This is a genomic window from Paenibacillus sp. FSL k6-2145 (assembly GCF_037976585.1).
In the GTDB taxonomy this organism is placed as follows: Bacteria; Bacillota; Bacilli; order Paenibacillales; family Paenibacillaceae; genus Paenibacillus.
This window is the reverse complement of sequence record NZ_CP150267.1, coordinates 692,343-709,703: the sequence shown is the minus strand read 5'-3', so window position 1 is coordinate 709,703 and position 17,361 is coordinate 692,343. Positions and strand designations below refer to the sequence as shown.

The 17,361-nt window shown below is 41.5% G+C and carries 15 protein-coding genes and 2 pseudogenes; 16 read left to right on the top strand and 1 reads right to left on the bottom strand.

Going from position 1 to position 17,361, the window contains the following annotated elements:
• Position 1 precedes the first annotated feature (1 nt).
• The 12 genes and pseudogenes from NZ043_RS03140 (at position 2) to NZ043_RS03085 (ending at position 13,042) form a co-directional block, all read left to right on the top strand.
• Positions 2–1,396: a GldG family protein gene (locus NZ043_RS03140; RefSeq protein WP_339310616.1), complete on the top strand. Its 1,395-nt coding sequence runs from the start codon at positions 2–4 to the stop codon at positions 1,394–1,396.
• Entirely contained in the window at positions 1,393–2,409 is a 1,017-nt protein-coding gene (locus tag NZ043_RS03135; protein ID WP_339310614.1) for a DUF4340 domain-containing protein, read from the top strand. Before NZ043_RS03140 ends, NZ043_RS03135 begins: the two co-directional genes overlap by 4 nt.
• Before the next feature lie 272 nt (positions 2,410–2,681).
• Entirely contained in the window at positions 2,682–3,671 is a 990-nt protein-coding gene (locus NZ043_RS03130; RefSeq protein ID WP_091037693.1) for a YhcN/YlaJ family sporulation lipoprotein, read from the top strand.
• A 243-nt stretch (positions 3,672–3,914) separates the two neighbouring features.
• Positions 3,915–4,067, top strand: a pseudogene (locus NZ043_RS03125) (helix-turn-helix transcriptional regulator); the annotation flags it as partial.
• Positions 4,068–4,675: 608 nt separating this feature from the next.
• On the top strand, positions 4,676–5,128 hold the full coding sequence (locus NZ043_RS03120) for a hypothetical protein (protein ID WP_339310611.1): 453 nt from the start codon (positions 4,676–4,678) through the stop codon (positions 5,126–5,128).
• Positions 5,129–6,095: 967 nt separating this feature from the next.
• Complete coding sequence (locus tag NZ043_RS03115) at positions 6,096–7,484, top strand: amidase domain-containing protein (RefSeq protein WP_133387088.1); 1,389 nt, start codon at positions 6,096–6,098, stop codon at positions 7,482–7,484.
• 116 nt (positions 7,485–7,600) lie between these two features.
• On the top strand, positions 7,601–8,266 hold the full coding sequence (locus tag NZ043_RS03110; RefSeq protein ID WP_133387089.1) for a hypothetical protein: 666 nt from the start codon (positions 7,601–7,603) through the stop codon (positions 8,264–8,266).
• A gap of 1,537 nt (positions 8,267–9,803) precedes the next feature.
• The gene (locus tag NZ043_RS03105) at positions 9,804–10,121 is read left to right on the top strand and encodes a hypothetical protein (RefSeq protein WP_133387091.1); all 318 of its coding nucleotides are present in this window, start codon (positions 9,804–9,806) and stop codon (positions 10,119–10,121) included.
• Between the two features lie 181 nt (positions 10,122–10,302).
• On the top strand, positions 10,303–10,581 hold the full coding sequence (locus tag NZ043_RS03100; RefSeq protein WP_133387092.1) for a hypothetical protein: 279 nt from the start codon (positions 10,303–10,305) through the stop codon (positions 10,579–10,581).
• A gap of 12 nt (positions 10,582–10,593) precedes the next feature.
• Positions 10,594–12,141 (top strand): recombinase family protein, encoded by a 1,548-nt coding sequence (locus NZ043_RS03095; RefSeq protein WP_339310608.1) that lies wholly within the window; start codon positions 10,594–10,596, stop codon positions 12,139–12,141.
• A gap of 11 nt (positions 12,142–12,152) precedes the next feature.
• Positions 12,153–12,251: pseudogene (locus NZ043_RS03090) on the top strand (LuxR C-terminal-related transcriptional regulator); the annotation flags it as partial.
• A 251-nt stretch (positions 12,252–12,502) separates the two neighbouring features.
• On the top strand, positions 12,503–13,042 hold the full coding sequence (locus tag NZ043_RS03085; protein WP_289390267.1) for a DUF4303 domain-containing protein: 540 nt from the start codon (positions 12,503–12,505) through the stop codon (positions 13,040–13,042).
• A 132-nt stretch (positions 13,043–13,174) separates the two neighbouring features.
• Here the strand turns inward: NZ043_RS03085 and NZ043_RS03080 are convergent, their stop codons facing one another.
• Positions 13,175–13,522 carry a hypothetical protein gene (locus NZ043_RS03080; RefSeq protein ID WP_249912886.1) on the bottom strand — a complete coding sequence of 116 codons (348 nt, stop codon included), beginning with the start codon at positions 13,520–13,522 and terminating at the stop codon, positions 13,175–13,177.
• A gap of 205 nt (positions 13,523–13,727) precedes the next feature.
• Here NZ043_RS03080 and NZ043_RS03075 point away from each other — a divergent pair, with 205 nt between their 5' ends.
• From NZ043_RS03075 to NZ043_RS03060, 4 genes are all read left to right on the top strand, one after another.
• Entirely contained in the window at positions 13,728–14,591 is an 864-nt protein-coding gene (locus NZ043_RS03075; protein ID WP_133387096.1) for a MurR/RpiR family transcriptional regulator, read from the top strand.
• Between the two features lie 9 nt (positions 14,592–14,600).
• Positions 14,601–15,329 carry a glucosamine-6-phosphate deaminase gene (gene nagB / locus NZ043_RS03070; RefSeq protein WP_133387131.1) on the top strand — a complete coding sequence of 243 codons (729 nt, stop codon included), beginning with the start codon at positions 14,601–14,603 and terminating at the stop codon, positions 15,327–15,329.
• Positions 15,326–16,546, top strand: coding sequence for an N-acetylglucosamine-6-phosphate deacetylase (nagA, locus tag NZ043_RS03065; RefSeq protein WP_339310605.1), 1,221 nt, complete (start codon positions 15,326–15,328; stop codon positions 16,544–16,546). Before nagB ends, nagA begins: the two co-directional genes overlap by 4 nt.
• A 164-nt stretch (positions 16,547–16,710) precedes the next feature.
• The gene (locus tag NZ043_RS03060) at positions 16,711–17,082 is read left to right on the top strand and encodes a hypothetical protein (RefSeq protein ID WP_249912888.1); all 372 of its coding nucleotides are present in this window, start codon (positions 16,711–16,713) and stop codon (positions 17,080–17,082) included.
• Positions 17,083–17,361: the final 279 nt, after the last annotated feature.

The window sequence follows — 17,361 nt, the reverse complement described above, 5'->3', positions numbered from 1 at the left end:
GATGAAAAAATGGTTAAGTCATACCAACAGTACCGTGCTGTCCGTAGCGGTGATTGGCATCTTTATTTTGCTAACACTGTTCCTGAATTCACTTGGCGGCTTCCAGCTCGATCTGACCTCGAACAAACAATACACGTTATCTGACCAGTCCCTTACTGCGATCAAAAATGTGAAGGATGACGTCAACATTCTGGTGTTAACGGTCGAAAATGCCAACAACACCGTCCTGAACCGTGAGGTCACGGATATGGTCGAGGAATACACGAAACGTAACAGCAAGTTGAAAATAAAACAATATAATCTGACGCAGGAACCTGCGCTTGCATCCAAATACGGCATAACAGGCAGCTCCATTGTGCTGGAGCAGGGAGATCAACACAAAGTGATTGATATCGCCAGTTTGTTCACCGCGACAGGTGACGGCAGTGATGGATCATATCAGTTCACAGGTGAGGAAAAACTTACGCAGGCGCTCATGAATATGTCATCCACCGAAATGCACAAAATGGTCTTTTTGACCGGACATGAAGAGCTGAGTCTCGCTCAAATGACTACGCTGAAATCCTCCTTGGAACAAAATAATGTGCAGACGGAAGAGTTGCAGCTGAATCAGGCCGGGAAAGTTCCGGAAGATGCAGATGTGCTTGCCATTATTGGTCCACAACGCGATCTCAGTGATACGGAAATGAAAGCCATTCGCACCTATCTGAGTAATGGAGGCAAGCTGTTATTATCCCTCGGATTTGTGGAAGATATGAAATCCAGTTGGAAAAACATCGATGCTCTGATGGCTGACTATGGCGTCGTTGATGAGCATGCGGTCATGGTGGATAATCAGCAAGCCAGTACGATGGGGCCACTCTGGGTGGTGCCGGAGTATGGTACACATGCAATTACGGACAAACTTGCTGCAAGCCAATTGTATCCGATGTTGTCGCTGTCGATTGCGTTGACCAGCAAAGAACAGGATAAATATACCCTTTCACCGTTAATTCATTCTTCGAATGACAGTTATGGGGAGACAAATATCGGCGGTTTATTGCAAAATGAAACAAGCAATGAAGCCGAAGAGGACATTCAGGGACCCGTGGAACTGGGGTATGCAGCCGATACAACGGATGGTAAACCGAAGGCGGTTATTCTGGGCTCGTCCATTTTCATGCAGGATTCGGAAATTGCAAATGGCGGCAATCGGGACTTTATTTTGAATACGGTAAACTATCTGAGTGAGAAAGAAAATGGATTGACGATTCGCCCAAGGGTACAAGCCGGGTATGAGATGGCATACCTGAATGGCGAACAGGCCAGAACGATTTTCTTCGTGGCTATTGTAGCGTTCCCGCTCATCTTTGTTATCATCGGTGTACTCTTATGGTGGAGGCGCAGACGGGTATGAGAAAATGGGTCCCAACGATTCTGGTAGTCATCGTACTGATTGTGGGCTGGGTGTACGCGGCCAGTCAAAATTATTTTCGAGAAGAAGAAGCGGTACAAGCCAAATTGCTCGGTATTCAATCCGGGGATATCCAATCCATCACGATACATGATACTACGGAGGAGACATCTGGTGCAGCAGGATCTTCGACTTTGTCGCTTGAAAATGGCGTATGGCAGATGGTTGAGCCAAAAGCCTATCCTCTGAACGGTTACAGTGTCAGCAGTTGGTTAGATGCTCTGAGTGGTGCGAATCAGGAACTGGTGGTGGAAGAAGCGCCGACGGATCTGGATAAGTATGGATTAGGAACAGATGCTACACGTATGGATATCAAACTCAAAGATAATCGGGAGATCAAACTGGCTATTGGTGGCCAGCTTCCAGCAGATGATGCACGTTATGTGCGTGTTGATTCGGGTCCTGTGGTTGCCGTGCAGACAGAGGCGATTACCAGCATAGCTTTGTCTCGTCGTGATTTGTTGGACACGACACCTTTTAACATGGATGAGACAAATGTTGGGTCTCTGGAGTGGGAAGGTGAAGCAGCTACCTGGATGTTAACATCGACATCAGAGAACGATGCGGCAGAGCAGACTTGGACACTGAATGGAAAAACGATTGAAGCCACAGATGCCGTATCTCTTATCGGCAAAATCAAAAACTTGTCGACAGCAGATGATGTGCGCAAAGCGTCCGAGCTGAAGAATTCGGTTCCACGATTCACCCTGTCTGTTGAACAGACGGTCAATGGGCAACAAGTTCGAGATGTGTATCGAGGAATTACGGTGCCATCCGAATCGGATCAGATCTGGGTCATTACGCCGGATGGTCAATGGGCATATGCCATGGAGGCGACGAGTCTAACGGAAGCCGAGAAATTCCCGGATACAATTAAAGCATCCACAACTTCTTCGGAAGAGTCATCAAGTTCGGCAAATGAAGCAACGACATCCTCATCAACAGACGGGAAATGAGTGGGGCGGAAGATAAGTGATATTATTGTGTTGAGATGCAAATATTATGATGCAAATATTATTTCGAGGCAGTGCTGCGAACAAGCAGCACTGTTTTTTTATTTTATATAGCAAGAAATTCACGGTCCACAGATCAAAAACTATAAACAAAGACCAGAACCAGAAGACCCGAATCTATAGGGTAAGGTACCATATCCTTTCAGCATATCGGTACGTACAGAAGCACATCCTATCTTTGTGACCAAAACCAACAAACATTGGAGGATGAGTACATGCCAGCAGTCAAAAAGGCAACAGCTATTACGTTATCATTATCTACTGCGATCTTTGTAATGGCCGGTTTGACAGGTTGTGGCACGAATCGGGATACCAACAATATGCATACACAAAGTGTTCGTCAGCAAGCCAACGGCATTAACCGTTATGGTGTGGAAACAAATGGCATGGATGGCATCCGTGCGAAAAGTTATCGCATGCATAATGTCACTGACCTGAAATCCAGTGAAGAGCTGGCAAAACGCATCACGGAGATGAAGGAAGTTAAATCTGCCCGTGTCATGTTAACGGATCGTAATGCTTATGTGGCCGTTCGTTTGGCAGATGGTCACGCAGGCAAGTTGGAAAGCAAGTCCAATGGTCGTACGAGCATGCTGAATGGAACGATGCGTAATCATGCCAGTGATACCATGCGTGGGGGAAACATGAATCACGATATGGGTGGTATGCGTGTGAATGGCGGTACGGGCACAATGTCTCCGTACAGCACTAGCGGAATTGCTCCAGGACTGAACACGAATTCAGCAACGGATCGCAGCCATATGGGGAATGACCGCAGCATCTATGGAACCATGGGCACAGGTACAATTGGTATGATGCGTGGTCTGACAAATAGTGGCAAAGCACGTGGGACGGACGATGGGCATTATGGTATGAAAAGTGAAGGACAACGTGTAGATAGCACGGATGATAACACATCAGCTGAGATTAAAGGTAAGATTTCAGCAAAAATCAAGCAGTTTGCACCGAACATCGAGAATGTATATGTATCAGCCAATCCGGATTTTGTGGAGCAAGTGGAGAACTACGCCACAGATATTCGTAATGGTAAGCCAGTCAGTGGCATGATCGATACATTCCAATCGATGGTAGAGCGTATTTTCCCAACCAACGGTACGGATACCAATCACCGTGATGGCATCCTTGACGATGGCCTGATGAATCGTAATCACAATGGTGGGGTCATGAATCGAATGAATCGGTAGTTTTTTGACTGAACAAGTGTGCCTTTGCGCAGATGGTAACATCAGCTGCAGGGGCATGTTTGTTTTACATAATCTCAAATACATAGACAACTGCATACGTTCACTTTGGACAATGAATCACATGTTTTACTGCCCATTTTTCTTATAAAACTGAACCAACGCCCTTGACCTGACATAAGATGAGTTGACTGTATCCCCTTAACCTTGTTACACCAACACAACCCGAGCAAGGAGGGGTGAACATTGAAGGGTATCGATCATAAAAGCAAATTTTTGTTAACCCACCGTGAACGCGAAGTATTCGAATTACTGGTTCAAGACAAAACAACGCGTGACATCGCAGGGCAGTTATTCATCAGCGAGAAAACGGTGCGTAACCATATTTCGAATGTGATGTGATTTGAAATTTATAATAAGATAGGGATAAGCGGTAAAGTAGAAAGTGAGTTCGCATGCATGGTGTAATATCCTTATATAAAAAGGGAGGTTGTACATGAGATCATTATCGTTAAAGGACAAACTTATACTTGTTGGTGGCTCTGCATTTCTTATCTTGTTTTACATTGCCTACAAGACAGATTATAGCTATCAAGGTGTGGGTTATCTTATTGGATACTCATTTGAACATTTATCAGGCTTTATAACATCAGTTCTTAAGCCGCTTAAACCACAGATACCACAAACTAGACAGCCCTCACGCGGCTGTTTTTTGCTTTACTCGATATTGCCCACCCAACTCCCAAAATTCCAACACAGCCAGTCCTACCATCTACAATCGTGTCACTCGGTGACACTGTGGTTCCGAATTTCGGAAGTAAAAAAAGTTGCTCTCCAGTGGTGTCATTTGGTGACACCCTATAGTTGGTTGACTTCACGTCAACTCCTACCGACCATTTTTTTTAATCCCGTATGTATCTTTACTCACTTTGACGGGTGCTATACTGTATATAAGGAGTGAAAATACATATGAAGATAGAGATAGAACGGTAGTTGAACATATCCTTTTGACTCATCTTGAAGTAGTTCTTAAAACTAAAAAAGTAAAGCACCAATTACAGGTTTCCAATTTAGATGTTCCCATGCTTTATGGCCTGATCAAAGCTTTATATGAAGTAACAGAGGATAAACTATTCGACCCAGATAGGTATTTCGGTAAGCGAGAAATTAAAGAAGCGGAGAATGTTCTTAGTCAATCAGTTCAAGAAAGAGTCACTTTACCTATCCATTTTGAGAAATGTACAAAGATTAAATTTGATAGCTACATCACTAAAATTTCAATTCAAAACTTAGTCAAGTTGTACGACAGCCAGTTAATTATTTATGACGATGAAACACAACGTGGAGTCAACTATAAGACAAACAAATCAGGAGGTATAGTAGGACTCCTATTGTACACAAGGCCAGTGTTAAAAGGATCGCTAATAAAATGGCATCAAATAGTTATTTTGAAGATATGATTACTCTCAATGTATTTTCAAGTGAAGTAGACCCTGTCACGTACACCGAGGAGTCCAACACACTGACAATAAACGAGGGCGCTGTTATATCCATCCTTGGATGCACGTACAGGTGTGGAGGGTAACGTACCAGCAGCTTCCGCATTGATCAATTGTTTTCGGTTAAGATATTAACCCAAAACCAAAGGATAAGTACTAACAGAGATACTTAATAAACAGAGATACGTACTTAACAAGTGCGGGGTTAGATAATCGAGATTCCCCGAATAAGTCCTATGTATCAACCATTTCCCATACTACCCACATGACAATCTGACAAGTTTAACTGTGTACTCAGTGTACACATACCTGATCCTCAAATTTGAGGGACAGCTTCCACGAACATTTCGGAGAACATTATGTACTAAGTTGTCTCACAATGATCAGACATCGGAACATTCAACAGCGGAACGATAGAAGCATCCCAACCCAATGGAGTGCTTGCAGATTAATTATAAAGTTCAAGAATTTTCTCTGAATAATACAAACTTTGCTTAATATATTTCCTTTCTAATTCAAGACTTGCTATAACTTTTTGAACCTTTAACCCTCTGTACTACGTTCGATTTGTACCTTAGTGATCAAATGTTTAAGTTTCTTAATTTGCTTTAGTAATACGGCACTTTTTCTGCTACAGTGCTCTACTTTTTAGCAGCGGCTTCTACTTTAGGCTGAAGGACTCTAATCTATAACATTATTGTTTTTCTCTATTATAATTGACAGATTTAAGGGAATATTTTATATTGGAAAAGATTTCAAAAAAATGTAATGTTTTTACTTTTTTTAAAGACGTAAAAATAGCTGATTGAAACGATTGTTAGGATTATTATTAATGATCGTTCTAGGAGGTGTGATTGCAAAAAAAACTTTAATTTCATGTTTGTAGTATTGTTTTTTTATACAAATGAGATGAGAGGAATGATTTTTTTTGAAAAAAATAATGAGCAATGTGATTATAGGTGCACTTGTACTTTCCATGAATATTCCAGCTGCTCAGGCTCAAAGTAACCCACCTGAGATTGATACTCAAGATATTATTCTACCAGACCATAATTTTGATGATTCGTATGTTGAACCCAGTAGTCCATTACAAATTGAATTGAACACTCAGGATAGAGCGATTAGCTTATCTGCCGTGACAACTAGTTATTCCCTTGCAAAAGAATTGTTGAAGAATTACTATGAAAATATCGATCTCGGAACAAAGCAATTAGATAACAAATCAACTGTCAGGACAGAATTACTTGATTCCGAACTGTCAGATTACTTGGAAAAGAAAATTAAAACAAAACAATTTGTGATAGATGCCGCAAATGCACAAAAAGAAAACTACGTCTTGAAATTCAATTTACTGTCCTCTGAAGTTACCGAAGAAGGCATCCTCTTGACAATAGGTACTGAGGCCTCATTCAATTACGTGGGAATGGAAGTGGAGTCTGGATTTGGCGAAGTGTCAAAAATGTTATTTCGCAATACAGATGCAGGGCTTACTATTTCAGATTGGTATATGCCATATGACTATTATGATGAATATGTTAGAGGTGAAGGGGATCATATAAGTAATCTCGTTAATATCAACTCTAAGCTGGATAGCTCTTATACCGCTAAAAGACAAGAGGAATTAAATGATAAAATCACCGATTATTTTTCTGTTGATCGCGAAGCTCCAGCACAAATCAATAGTTTAGAAAATGACGGGTCATCTAATCAGGTTATTACGCCTTTTGCAACCTTATCTTCATTAAATAAGACAGCGATAGCAAATTACGCGAAAAATAATAAAGCAAAAGATCAGCCTGCAAGTGGTGGTTCGAATGTTTCTTACTACGATTTCTCACAAATAACTGGAAATTGGGACTGTACAAACTTCGTTTCTCATGCATTACTCGCTGGTGGTGCAATTACTTACGATACTAATGGAACAGGTATTGCCTCTACAGGCTGGTATTATAGAAGTTTGAGTAATCGTGCTTCATCCTGGTCAGGTGTACCAAACCTGTATAATTTTTTGGTGAATAACACAACGAAGGGTCCGGCTGGGACGGGTACTACATACTCAACGTTCAAATATAACGCTAGTGCAGGCTATCCATATCAAATTGGAGATGTATTGCAATTTTATTTGAGCGGATCTTACAATAATTGGCGGCATTCGACTATTATTACTGAATACTACGAAACTAATACGATGTCAGTTCTTGGAGCATTGGTTACAGGACGCTCTGGTAAAAATAGTTATAACAACAACCAAAAGGCGGAGGAAATTTATCCTGGTGATAGCAAAAGGGTTATAAAATTGACTGGTTATTACAAGTGAAAAATTTGAGGGGAGATGCACAACACTTCATTGGTTTTTTGAGGCGTTGTGCATCAAACTAATTTCTCCTCCTTAATTATCTGAAGTTCGAGAATATTTTCGTAGGAGGAAACTTAATGAAACGTGCTTACCTGTTATTATTGATTTTATTAACTCTTAGTGCATGCGAACAGACTAGTACTAGTGACAATGAAAATAACAATGTTCCCGTTGTTGGAGATATTAATAATGCTGAAAACACAAGAGTTTCGCCTGTAACAAAAGGAAATTCATCAAAAGATTCCTCCTATTTTTTGGCGAAAGACGAAAGTGGTCTAACCGCTTCAGATTTTGAAACAGCATACAAAATGTGTACGGATGCTCTGTCTGAATATTATAGGGCGATCTGGAACGGTTCTGACATTGAATTGGATACTTATATAGATAACGAAAACCTTAAACAATATACGCAAAAAAAAATCACCTCTCAATACGATTTGTTCCTTAAGAACAATCTAACTCATAATTTGGTGACAGGCGTTGATGTTGATGCAGCAGAAGTAAAGTATGTTGGAGAGGGTAAGAACTTTTTCTATCTTAAATTAGATGCACAAGTTAAAAAGGATGTAGGCAGTTTTGCTGAACCTACTGAATTTCTTGTGCAAAGTGCGAATGGAAAGTTAGTCATTGTTGACTGGTATACTAATGCAAAGGATAGTTATGATTTCACTGTACGTGGAGAAAATCAAACGATCAATAATCCTGATATATGGAATAATAGCGATGTTATAGGAAATAATTAACTAATTGAAGTCTGTATGTAAAGATCCTTCCGACATGAAATTTCCGCTCTTACCATACCCCGTAGTAAGCTATAGGTGTCCTCATTGCTAATTCAGCGGTCCATCTGTAAAGTTTATGTCTAAGTATCGAATGTATCATTTAAAGTGAGCGGAGTTTCAACGTCCATTGATTATGTGGGTATGAGAGCTTAATGGATGTTATAAATTGATTTTTTACTCAATAGGACAGTGATTGATGTATAGAAGCATAAAAAAGCGCGGGTTACAGGGGTGAATTCAGCACTGTGACTCGCGCTGTTTAGTCCATGCTGTAGTACCAAAGTGAAACCTTTGAAGTCCTAATTCCATTTTGAATGGCTTAATTAGGTTAACTTCCAATCTTGCTTAATTATCTTTTTCATCATAGTGATTGTCCAGATGGACTGTCCAAATATCAGAATGAGTCAATAAACCCGAAATCAGGATGACACTGAGCGGCATAAATCTGACACAAACAATATGCACTTTTACTGATTTATACGCGGATATCTGGAAAATAGGAATGAAGTAAGTTGGGAACATAATGGAAGCGTGGCAGTAAAACCTCTTCAAGTTATACAAGGTCATACGAATAAGAACCCATTATACCTTTTGAGTGAAACATCAAACAACAGTCCTGGTTTCATTTCTGAAGGCTACTTCAATGCATCGGGCACTTGGACTATGAGAGCAACAGGGGCTGCTGGCTTTATAAGCGATACATTAGGAATAAATATTAAAGCTTCAACGCCATCTCATAGATATTATTCTTTTACAACCAGTCATTCTAATATGACACCTACCAATGGTTGGGTGGCGTTTTAATAATAGAATAATGGCATGGTGATAAATACAAGGAGTTAATGATGTTTACTTGTTAAATTATAGGTAATACACTTATAAGTAACATGATAATACACTGAATGAATTTGAGATGAAGAATTGTAACTGTTCTAGTGTGCAGCAATTTAGCACTCAAATATAAATAAATAACAAATATAGGTAAAACTTAACCCCTCTTGAGATATTATTCTCTTAAGGGGTATTTTTTCATTTTTTAAACTTGTGTATGTTCTCTTGGAGCACCTGTTTACAGTAAGTTGGACTTAATCCATATCCTTATAAATTTGAGTAGAAGCTAAATCCATCAACAAAGTGCAAATTATATATCCTCTCAAAGTCACGAGCACGTCTTGTTACTCCTCTTTCTTTAGTTGTAAGCAAAATGGCTCGCTTATCCTTATACATTTGCTTTATAGTCCACTAGTCTGTTTTGTGGCTTCTGCAATTTGTTCAAAACTAGCAAGTCTTCATTGTACATTTTCAACATCTGAGGATAAAGGTTCTCAATACTTTCCCATGAAGGAGGGGGGATTCAACTACCCACTTAAGCTTATTGAAGTTGACTGAATCAGAGACGTAGGAATCATTTCTAATTAAAGGATTCCCAGTGTTACCATAATTAACCTTCGGGGAAAATTCATATAAGGCACAGGCTAAGCCAGTTTATGCATTTGAGATGGGAAACAAGCAAACCAATGTAATTCCCACATTTAGAAGATATGATTCGATAACAGATGCAAAGAAAGACTTGGGTTTACCTACGCTAGAAAACGATACTGGAGTTTTTACAAACACTCAAGATGGAAAAATAGTTTTGATTCAATCGGAGCAATCAACGACTGGTCAAAGAAGCATTGAAGTAGACAGTAATGAGAATGAACAGAAAGTGTATAAAGGATACATACCAATAGGACAGATAGAGATTGATGGTCAAATATACAATGTGCATCAACCGTTTACCTTTGAACAAATGCAAATTAAGTTGAAGGATTAAGAATAGAAATACATAACAAAAGAACATGCAAGATTATCTCTAGACTCAATTGTAATCCATCTATTCATTGCACTCTAAACTACACTAAACATAAATGGAACATGTCTTAGAATACTGAATAGTCTCGTGGGTTTCCGGGTGACAACTACTATTACCTCGAATATACAAGGTGAGGAGGTGAGTGAATATCCAAAGTGCAGCAAAAACATTGTCTGTCATTCGTCCAAGCAGCATTCGCATACATTATCCGTACGAAAGTCATACGGGTGGTGTACAACGGATGAAGGAGACAAACAAGCAGAAAAAATCTAAATCATTCAACTTTATTTTTATAGACGATAACCGTAGCGAAGAAGAAGCAAAAGCAGCAATTCAATTTGTAGTTGATACTGTAGTACAAAGAGCGATCAAAAATTTCCCTGCTACAGACTATGATATCACAATTAAATCTACAGACTGAGGGGAATGTCACATGAGATATGAGGATACAGCAATATATGTTAGGGTATCCACAACAAAGGAGTCACAAAAGTTCAGTCCAGAACACCAACGGATGGATTGTGAAGAGAAAGCCAGACAGCTAAGTTTAAAGGTTCGTGAAGAGTACATATATGTAGACAGGGATAGTGGTACATCCATTGTTGGAAGACCATCTATTCAGACACTAATTGAGGATGCAGGTAAGGGTTACTTTAAAACCATCCTCTTTTCTTCTTTATCTAGATTCTCTCGTGATACGTATGACTCGTTAGGTTTGAAGAGAACTCTTGTGGATAAGCTTGGTCTAAGGGTTGTATCCTTAGACGAGAACTATGATTCACAAGTTGATCATGATGAGTTTAAATTTCAAATATTCTCAGCAGTTAACCAAAAGTTGAGTGAGCAAATTAGCATATCATCACGAAGAGGTATACGTCAGTCTGGAATGAAAGGAAATTATTTAGGTACTATTGCACCATTGGGCTATGACAAAATAAAGGTCGATGATAGGAAAACTATTATACCTAATGAACGTGCCAGGATCGTTCAACTCATTTTTGATATGTATGTCAATCAAAAGATGGGTGAGAAAGCTATAACAAAGTATCTGAATAAAGAGAAAGTTCCCTCTTACAGAGGAGGGAAATGGGGAGTAACGTCTGTAGAACGTATACTAACGAATGAGATATATACAGGTAAAAACATATTTAATAAATTTACAGTTGTAAAGGTTTATAACGATATCAACAATATCTCTGATAAATCTAGAAAGTTGGTTAAGCGTGACAAGGAGCTATGGGAAGAAAGCGGTAAGCAGACTCATGAAGCAATTGTTAGTGAGGAGCTATTTAGAAAGGCACAGGAGATACGGTTAGAGCGTGGCGGTGGAAAGCGTGGAGGGGTAAGAAACAAAGTTAATGTATTCGCTGGTATAATCAAGTGTAAGCATTGTGGATCATCATTAAACATTGTGACCTCAAACGGCAAGAAGAACAGCTATCGTTACTTAGTTTGTTCTAAAAGAAGAAGACAGGGTGAAACTGGATGTGAAAATCACAATAGGATTCCATACGACGATTTCAAAGATGCTCTTATTGAAAGATTGAGCGAGAAACTTAGAAGTAAAACAAAGTCGGGGAAGACTGTAACCTTCACTAAAAAAGCGAAAGAAGATACCGGAAAGTTAATCGTTAAATATGAGAAGCAGATACAGAATACACGTAAATTGCTTTTTGAAATCCGAAAGCAAAAGTTAAACGATGAAATTGATGATGAGCAATATGAGTTTGAGAAGGAACAGTATGAACAAGAGATTAAACAGAAACAAGAACAGTTGTCCAAAATGAAATCTGAATTAGAACGAGCTTTGAATGACAGTGAACAGTTTAAGGAGATAAACATCTCACTTGATGAATTATCAGATCTAGGACAATTTACTGAAGTAGACCAAGTGAACCTGATCCTGAAAAAATTAGTGTCAAACATTACAGTTGATAAAGCAAACAATGTTGAGATCCATTCTGTATTGGGTAGGCTATAGTTTTTTTGTGTATTTCAAACCACATCTCGAATGTGATGCAGAAACTCAATGTTAAGGGTCGTTCGCAGGCAGTTGTCGAGCTGATTAAGCTTGGAGAACTGAAGATTTAGTTGCGAATTACAGTTAGGATTACGTAGCAGCATGAAAGCCTTTCTCTATTCTTTGTCATGAAGAATGGGGCAAGGCTTTTTTGCTGCAATGGACCATAAAATAAGGGAGTTAACAATAAATTGAGGGAAGATCCGAAACGTAGCATCGCTTGTTTTCATTATTTTAGTAGACCATAATGATTACATATATGAAACAGATAAGGCAGTAGGTAAGGCTTGAAATTGAAACAATGGTAGAAAGGACGATCTAAATGGACCGTTTCTTAAATGAATTTGAAGATCATTTTCGTGCGGGTTTTCTGCCCGATCTGGAACAAATGCTGGCTAAGGTGCAGCATGAAAAAGTATATGCTTGTGCTTTTGGAACGGACAGTGATTGGGTTACCCTGTTTTTGGCGGTAAATACAGAGGAATCCCTTGCTGGGCATATTGTGAGTATGAAAGAGCAAGGGCTATGTGATAGTGAGGAGGACGAGATCTATTACAGATGGGGTTGCTCCGAATATCAATATGGCGAGGAGACGCACTTTAAGCATATCAGCCGATTGTTGTATGCAACAGAAGATGTCCAGAAGTATAAGGATGAGATCATTCGAATCATCGCCAAAGTTGTGAATGAGACAGCAAATGACGTTTTCGCCCGGTATGGACAAGCAAAAGCAGACATTACGTTCTTTGTTTCTCTAACAGATGACGATCTAGCGGAGGAGATTGAAAATCAATCGGTTCATCAAATGACTGTACCCGGCTTAGCCAGCAAATTCTTAAAACGATATGATGGCATCAATTAGAACGAGTTAACTCGAATCAAAACGAATTGAATCTTAGTACCGCGAAAGTCTTTCCTATTCTTTAACTAAACTAAAGAAGGAAGAGGCTTTTTTGTTTTTGCGTGAAAAAATGAAACAAACGAATCCATACACTTATTGATTCCTATTCATTTGAAGGAACATCCTCCATTTTTTCTTCGAAAATGGCTGATAAAAGAGCTGCTCCAATTCCTCAAATTGTGCTTCGTTCAGATGAAGATGGATCGCTCTTTTCGCAATTTTTGCGGCAGGTTGGGAAGCGGATTTCCTTCCTCCGGCTTTTCGTTTGATCGGAATATGAAATTGCAGCAAGTCTTCGAGCTGATTCCAACCTTCCCAACTCAACCGACCTCCGCGTTTCCAGTCGATAGCATAGAGGGCATAATAGGCGTGTCCTTCTGTTTGTTTGGAAGCCATAATCCAGATGGAAGGAATGAGCTTTTCCCGTTGTCTTCGATTCATTAGAATTGCACCCCTCTCGATTCTCAATATAAAGGACATCCACTATGGGTATCAAGCAGGGGCTATACACGCTCAGCACCATTGCAAAAGTCATGTTAAATTCCTCTTGATTTGCAGGATCGTCTTGATTAAAATGAAGTTATAAAAATGATTTTCTTAATTTATTAAAAATAAATAAAAATAATTTTCATAAAGTGAGGACCTCATGGCAGCCATATTACGTGCGTTGCAGCAAGAACTGAATAACCTTCCGTCTCAGGAGCGACGTATCGCCGAAGTCATTATGCAATCTCCATCGGACATTCCCGGCTGGACGATTAGTCATCTGGCAGAGCAGAGTGGCACAAGTGCGGCAACGGTGACCCGCTTTTGCAAGTCGTTTCATTTTAAAGGTTTCCCGGACTTCAAAATGAAGCTCGCCGCAGAATTGTCCCACGCATCTGATGAAACGGCGTATCAGGATATTGTAGCGGGCAATTCACTATCCAAAATTGTTGAAGCTATCGAAGCCAACCACCTTGCGTCTATTTCAGATACCACCCGTTTACTGGATTTGGGCAGATTGGAGCAAGCCGTTCAATTATTGTGCCAGGCTCGCCGTATCGATCTGTACGGTGTGGCGACCTCTTCGATTGTTACACAGGATTTCTATCAGAAACTGGTGCGGATTGGCAAGAGCTGTACGGCTTTTTCCGACTCACATATGCAGATTACATCCGCATCTTCGCTCGCCGAGGGAGATGTGGCGATGGCCGTATCCTATTCAGGCGAAACACCGGAGACCATCGATGCCCTGCATTGTGCCAAAGAGGCCGGAGCTTCTACGATTTCACTGACTTCCTATGGAAGTAACACACTCGCAACGGTATCGGATATCCCATTGTTCACCTCTTCTCTGGAAGAAGGCATGAGGCGTGGAGATATGGCTTCACGTATTGCACTGCTGCATGTGGTCGATATTTTGTTCACAGGCATGGTAAGTGCCGACTTCGACCGTTTTATCCCCAGACTGGAACAATCCTATCATAATGTGCAATCTTATCGAGTCCAACACAACGGAGGTGCCTGACAGATGAAGATGAATATACGAATTTTTGAAAATGAAGAAGACTTGAACGCCACGGGTTCTGGCCTCATTGCCAGCTTGTTGCAGACCAAACCACGGGCTGTACTGGGGCTCGCGACAGGAAGTTCTCCTGTGGGCATATATAAACAGCTTATCACGTTGTACCAGAAGGGGCTTGTCAGCTTCTCACAGGCTTCTTCTTTTAATCTCGATGAGTATGTTGGACTTCCAACAGAACATCGCGAGAGTTACCGCAGTTTCATGAACGAACAATTATTCAAACATATCGATATAGATATTGCTAGAACGCAAGTGCCTGATGGTCAGGCTGCCGATCTGGAACAGGAATGTAATTCCTATGAACAACGGCTGGACGATCGTGGACCTGTAGATCTGCAACTGCTTGGCATTGGACATAATGGTCATATTGGCTTCAATGAACCGGGAACTGAACTTACAGGACGAACACATGTTGTGGATCTGAAAGACGAGACTCGAAAGGCAAACGCACGCTTCTTTGACAGCATTGATGAGGTTCCAGCTCAGGCGATTACGATGGGTGTCGGTACCATTTTGAAAGCCAAACAGATTCTCCTTATAGCCCGTGGCGAGGAAAAAGCCGAGATTATTCGCGAAGCGTTCATGGGCCCAATCACAACGGCCTGTCCTGCATCGCTTTTGCAATGTCATCCAAATGTGGTGGTATTGCTGGACCGTGCAGCAGGGAGGCTGGTGAGATGACCGAGGTGAATAGCCATGAACCTAGGAGCCAGCGTGATGAAAATATTTCTCTTCTTCGGGGCAAGCTGCTCCTTGCAGATGAGATATTGGAAGACGGTGTATTAGCTTGGAGGGATGGGAAAATCATCTATGCTGGGATACCGGAAGGTCTTCCTGAACAGATTCGGAGCGAGGCTTTGCCGCTGACAGTACCGGAACGTGGTCTCATTGTGCCTGGATTCATTGATATCCATGTGCATGGTGGGAACGGAGAAGACTTTATGGACGCAAGCCCTGAGGTGTTGGACAAGATCACTTCTTTCCATAGTACGCAGGGAACAACAGCGATGCTTGCGACTTCCATGACAGCTCCAAAAGAGCGACTGGATAACGTACTTGCTGAGGTCAATCGGTACCGTTCCGGTGAAATGCCTTATGCTCAGCTTGAAGGTGTACACCTGGAAGGTCCGTTTTTTAGTCCGAAATGGCCTGGTGCGCAAAATCCGGAACATATCATACTGCCTGATGTATCTTGGCTCGAAGCATGGGAGAAGCAATATCCTGGCCTGATCCGTCAAGTTACGTTGGCACCGGAACGTGAAGGCGCGCTGGAAGTCATTTCATGGCTGCGAGAACAACGGATTACAGCGGCACTTGGCCATACAGATGCGACCTATGAAGAGGTGGAGCGGGCAGTGGAAGCCGGACTGCATCATGCGGTACATACATTCAATGCCATGACACCGTTGCATCATCGGTTACCCGGGGCTGCCGGAGCCGTGCTGAGTGATCCACGTATCAGTGCCGAGGTGATTGCCGACGGCATTCATGTTCACCCTGCGGCGATCTCAATCCTCGCTCAGCTGAAGCAACATGATGATCAACTCGTGTTGATCACCGATGCCATGTCTGCTGCGGGATTGGATGACGGGGAATACAAGATCGGTGACCTGCCCGTAATCGTGAAGCATGGCGAGGCCAGACTGAAGGACGGCGGCGCACTGGCGGGAAGCACGCTGACAATGATTCGCGGTTTCCGTTACCTGATACAGGAAGTGGGCTTGAGCCTGAACGCTGCATCACGTGCAGCAAGCCTGACTCCGGCACGCCTGCTGGGCATTGATTACCGGACAGGTTCCCTGGCTCAAGGAAAACAGGCAGATATCGTTTTGCTGAACGCGGAGCTGGATATTGAGGGTGTATGGGTGAAGGGCAGACGGATAGGTGGGTCATATTAGATTTAGAAAATTAGTATCGTGCTAATAACTCTCATTTGTGATGCATCAGTCTTAGGAGTTAAAACTTGGCTTTTATCTGTGGAGAGGCAACACCTTGCACAATATGTTAAAATAGATCTCAAAAAGACGGGATCTGCGGATCACGCATAACGGAGGCGTGAAACATGGAACGTAACGCTATGCTCGAACATGATCCGTTCATCACAGTGTTGGCGGAGAAGTTGCACATACACGGATATTATGCCTTTTATGGCGAGCATTACAATGAGACCGATATGGAGCTGTACCGCAGGCATCTGTTCACATCATTCAGCAACATCGTATGGGTGGAGCTGGATGCACGCAAAAAGTATATGATTGTCGATCATCGTGGACGCAACACAGTCATGAAACTGATCGAGGGTATGCTGAACACACGTAGAACACTGCGGGCGAATCAGGCCATGGCGGGGACAGATACTTCTGGAGTCCAGCAGGAAATCGCACACTTATCCCGGCTTGTGCACATTCTGAAGTTCACGACATTCCGCACATAAGCGAAGTGTGATATGTAGGCTGTAATAAGCGGCGTGAGTAGGAAGAGTAGAGTATAATATGTGGCTCTCATAAGCGATGAGTAACAACGAAAAATGAAAATAAACACCAAGACATGACAACGAGTGCATCTCATAAGTAGTAATCTCCGAAGGGTCGCTCAGTTCTAACGAACCTGCGAAGCCTTATTTCAATGATTTGGCTTTCATACAAAATGTAACGAATCTTAGACACGCTATTTAATGTAAATGAGCGATATTACGTTACAAAATCATGCTTAC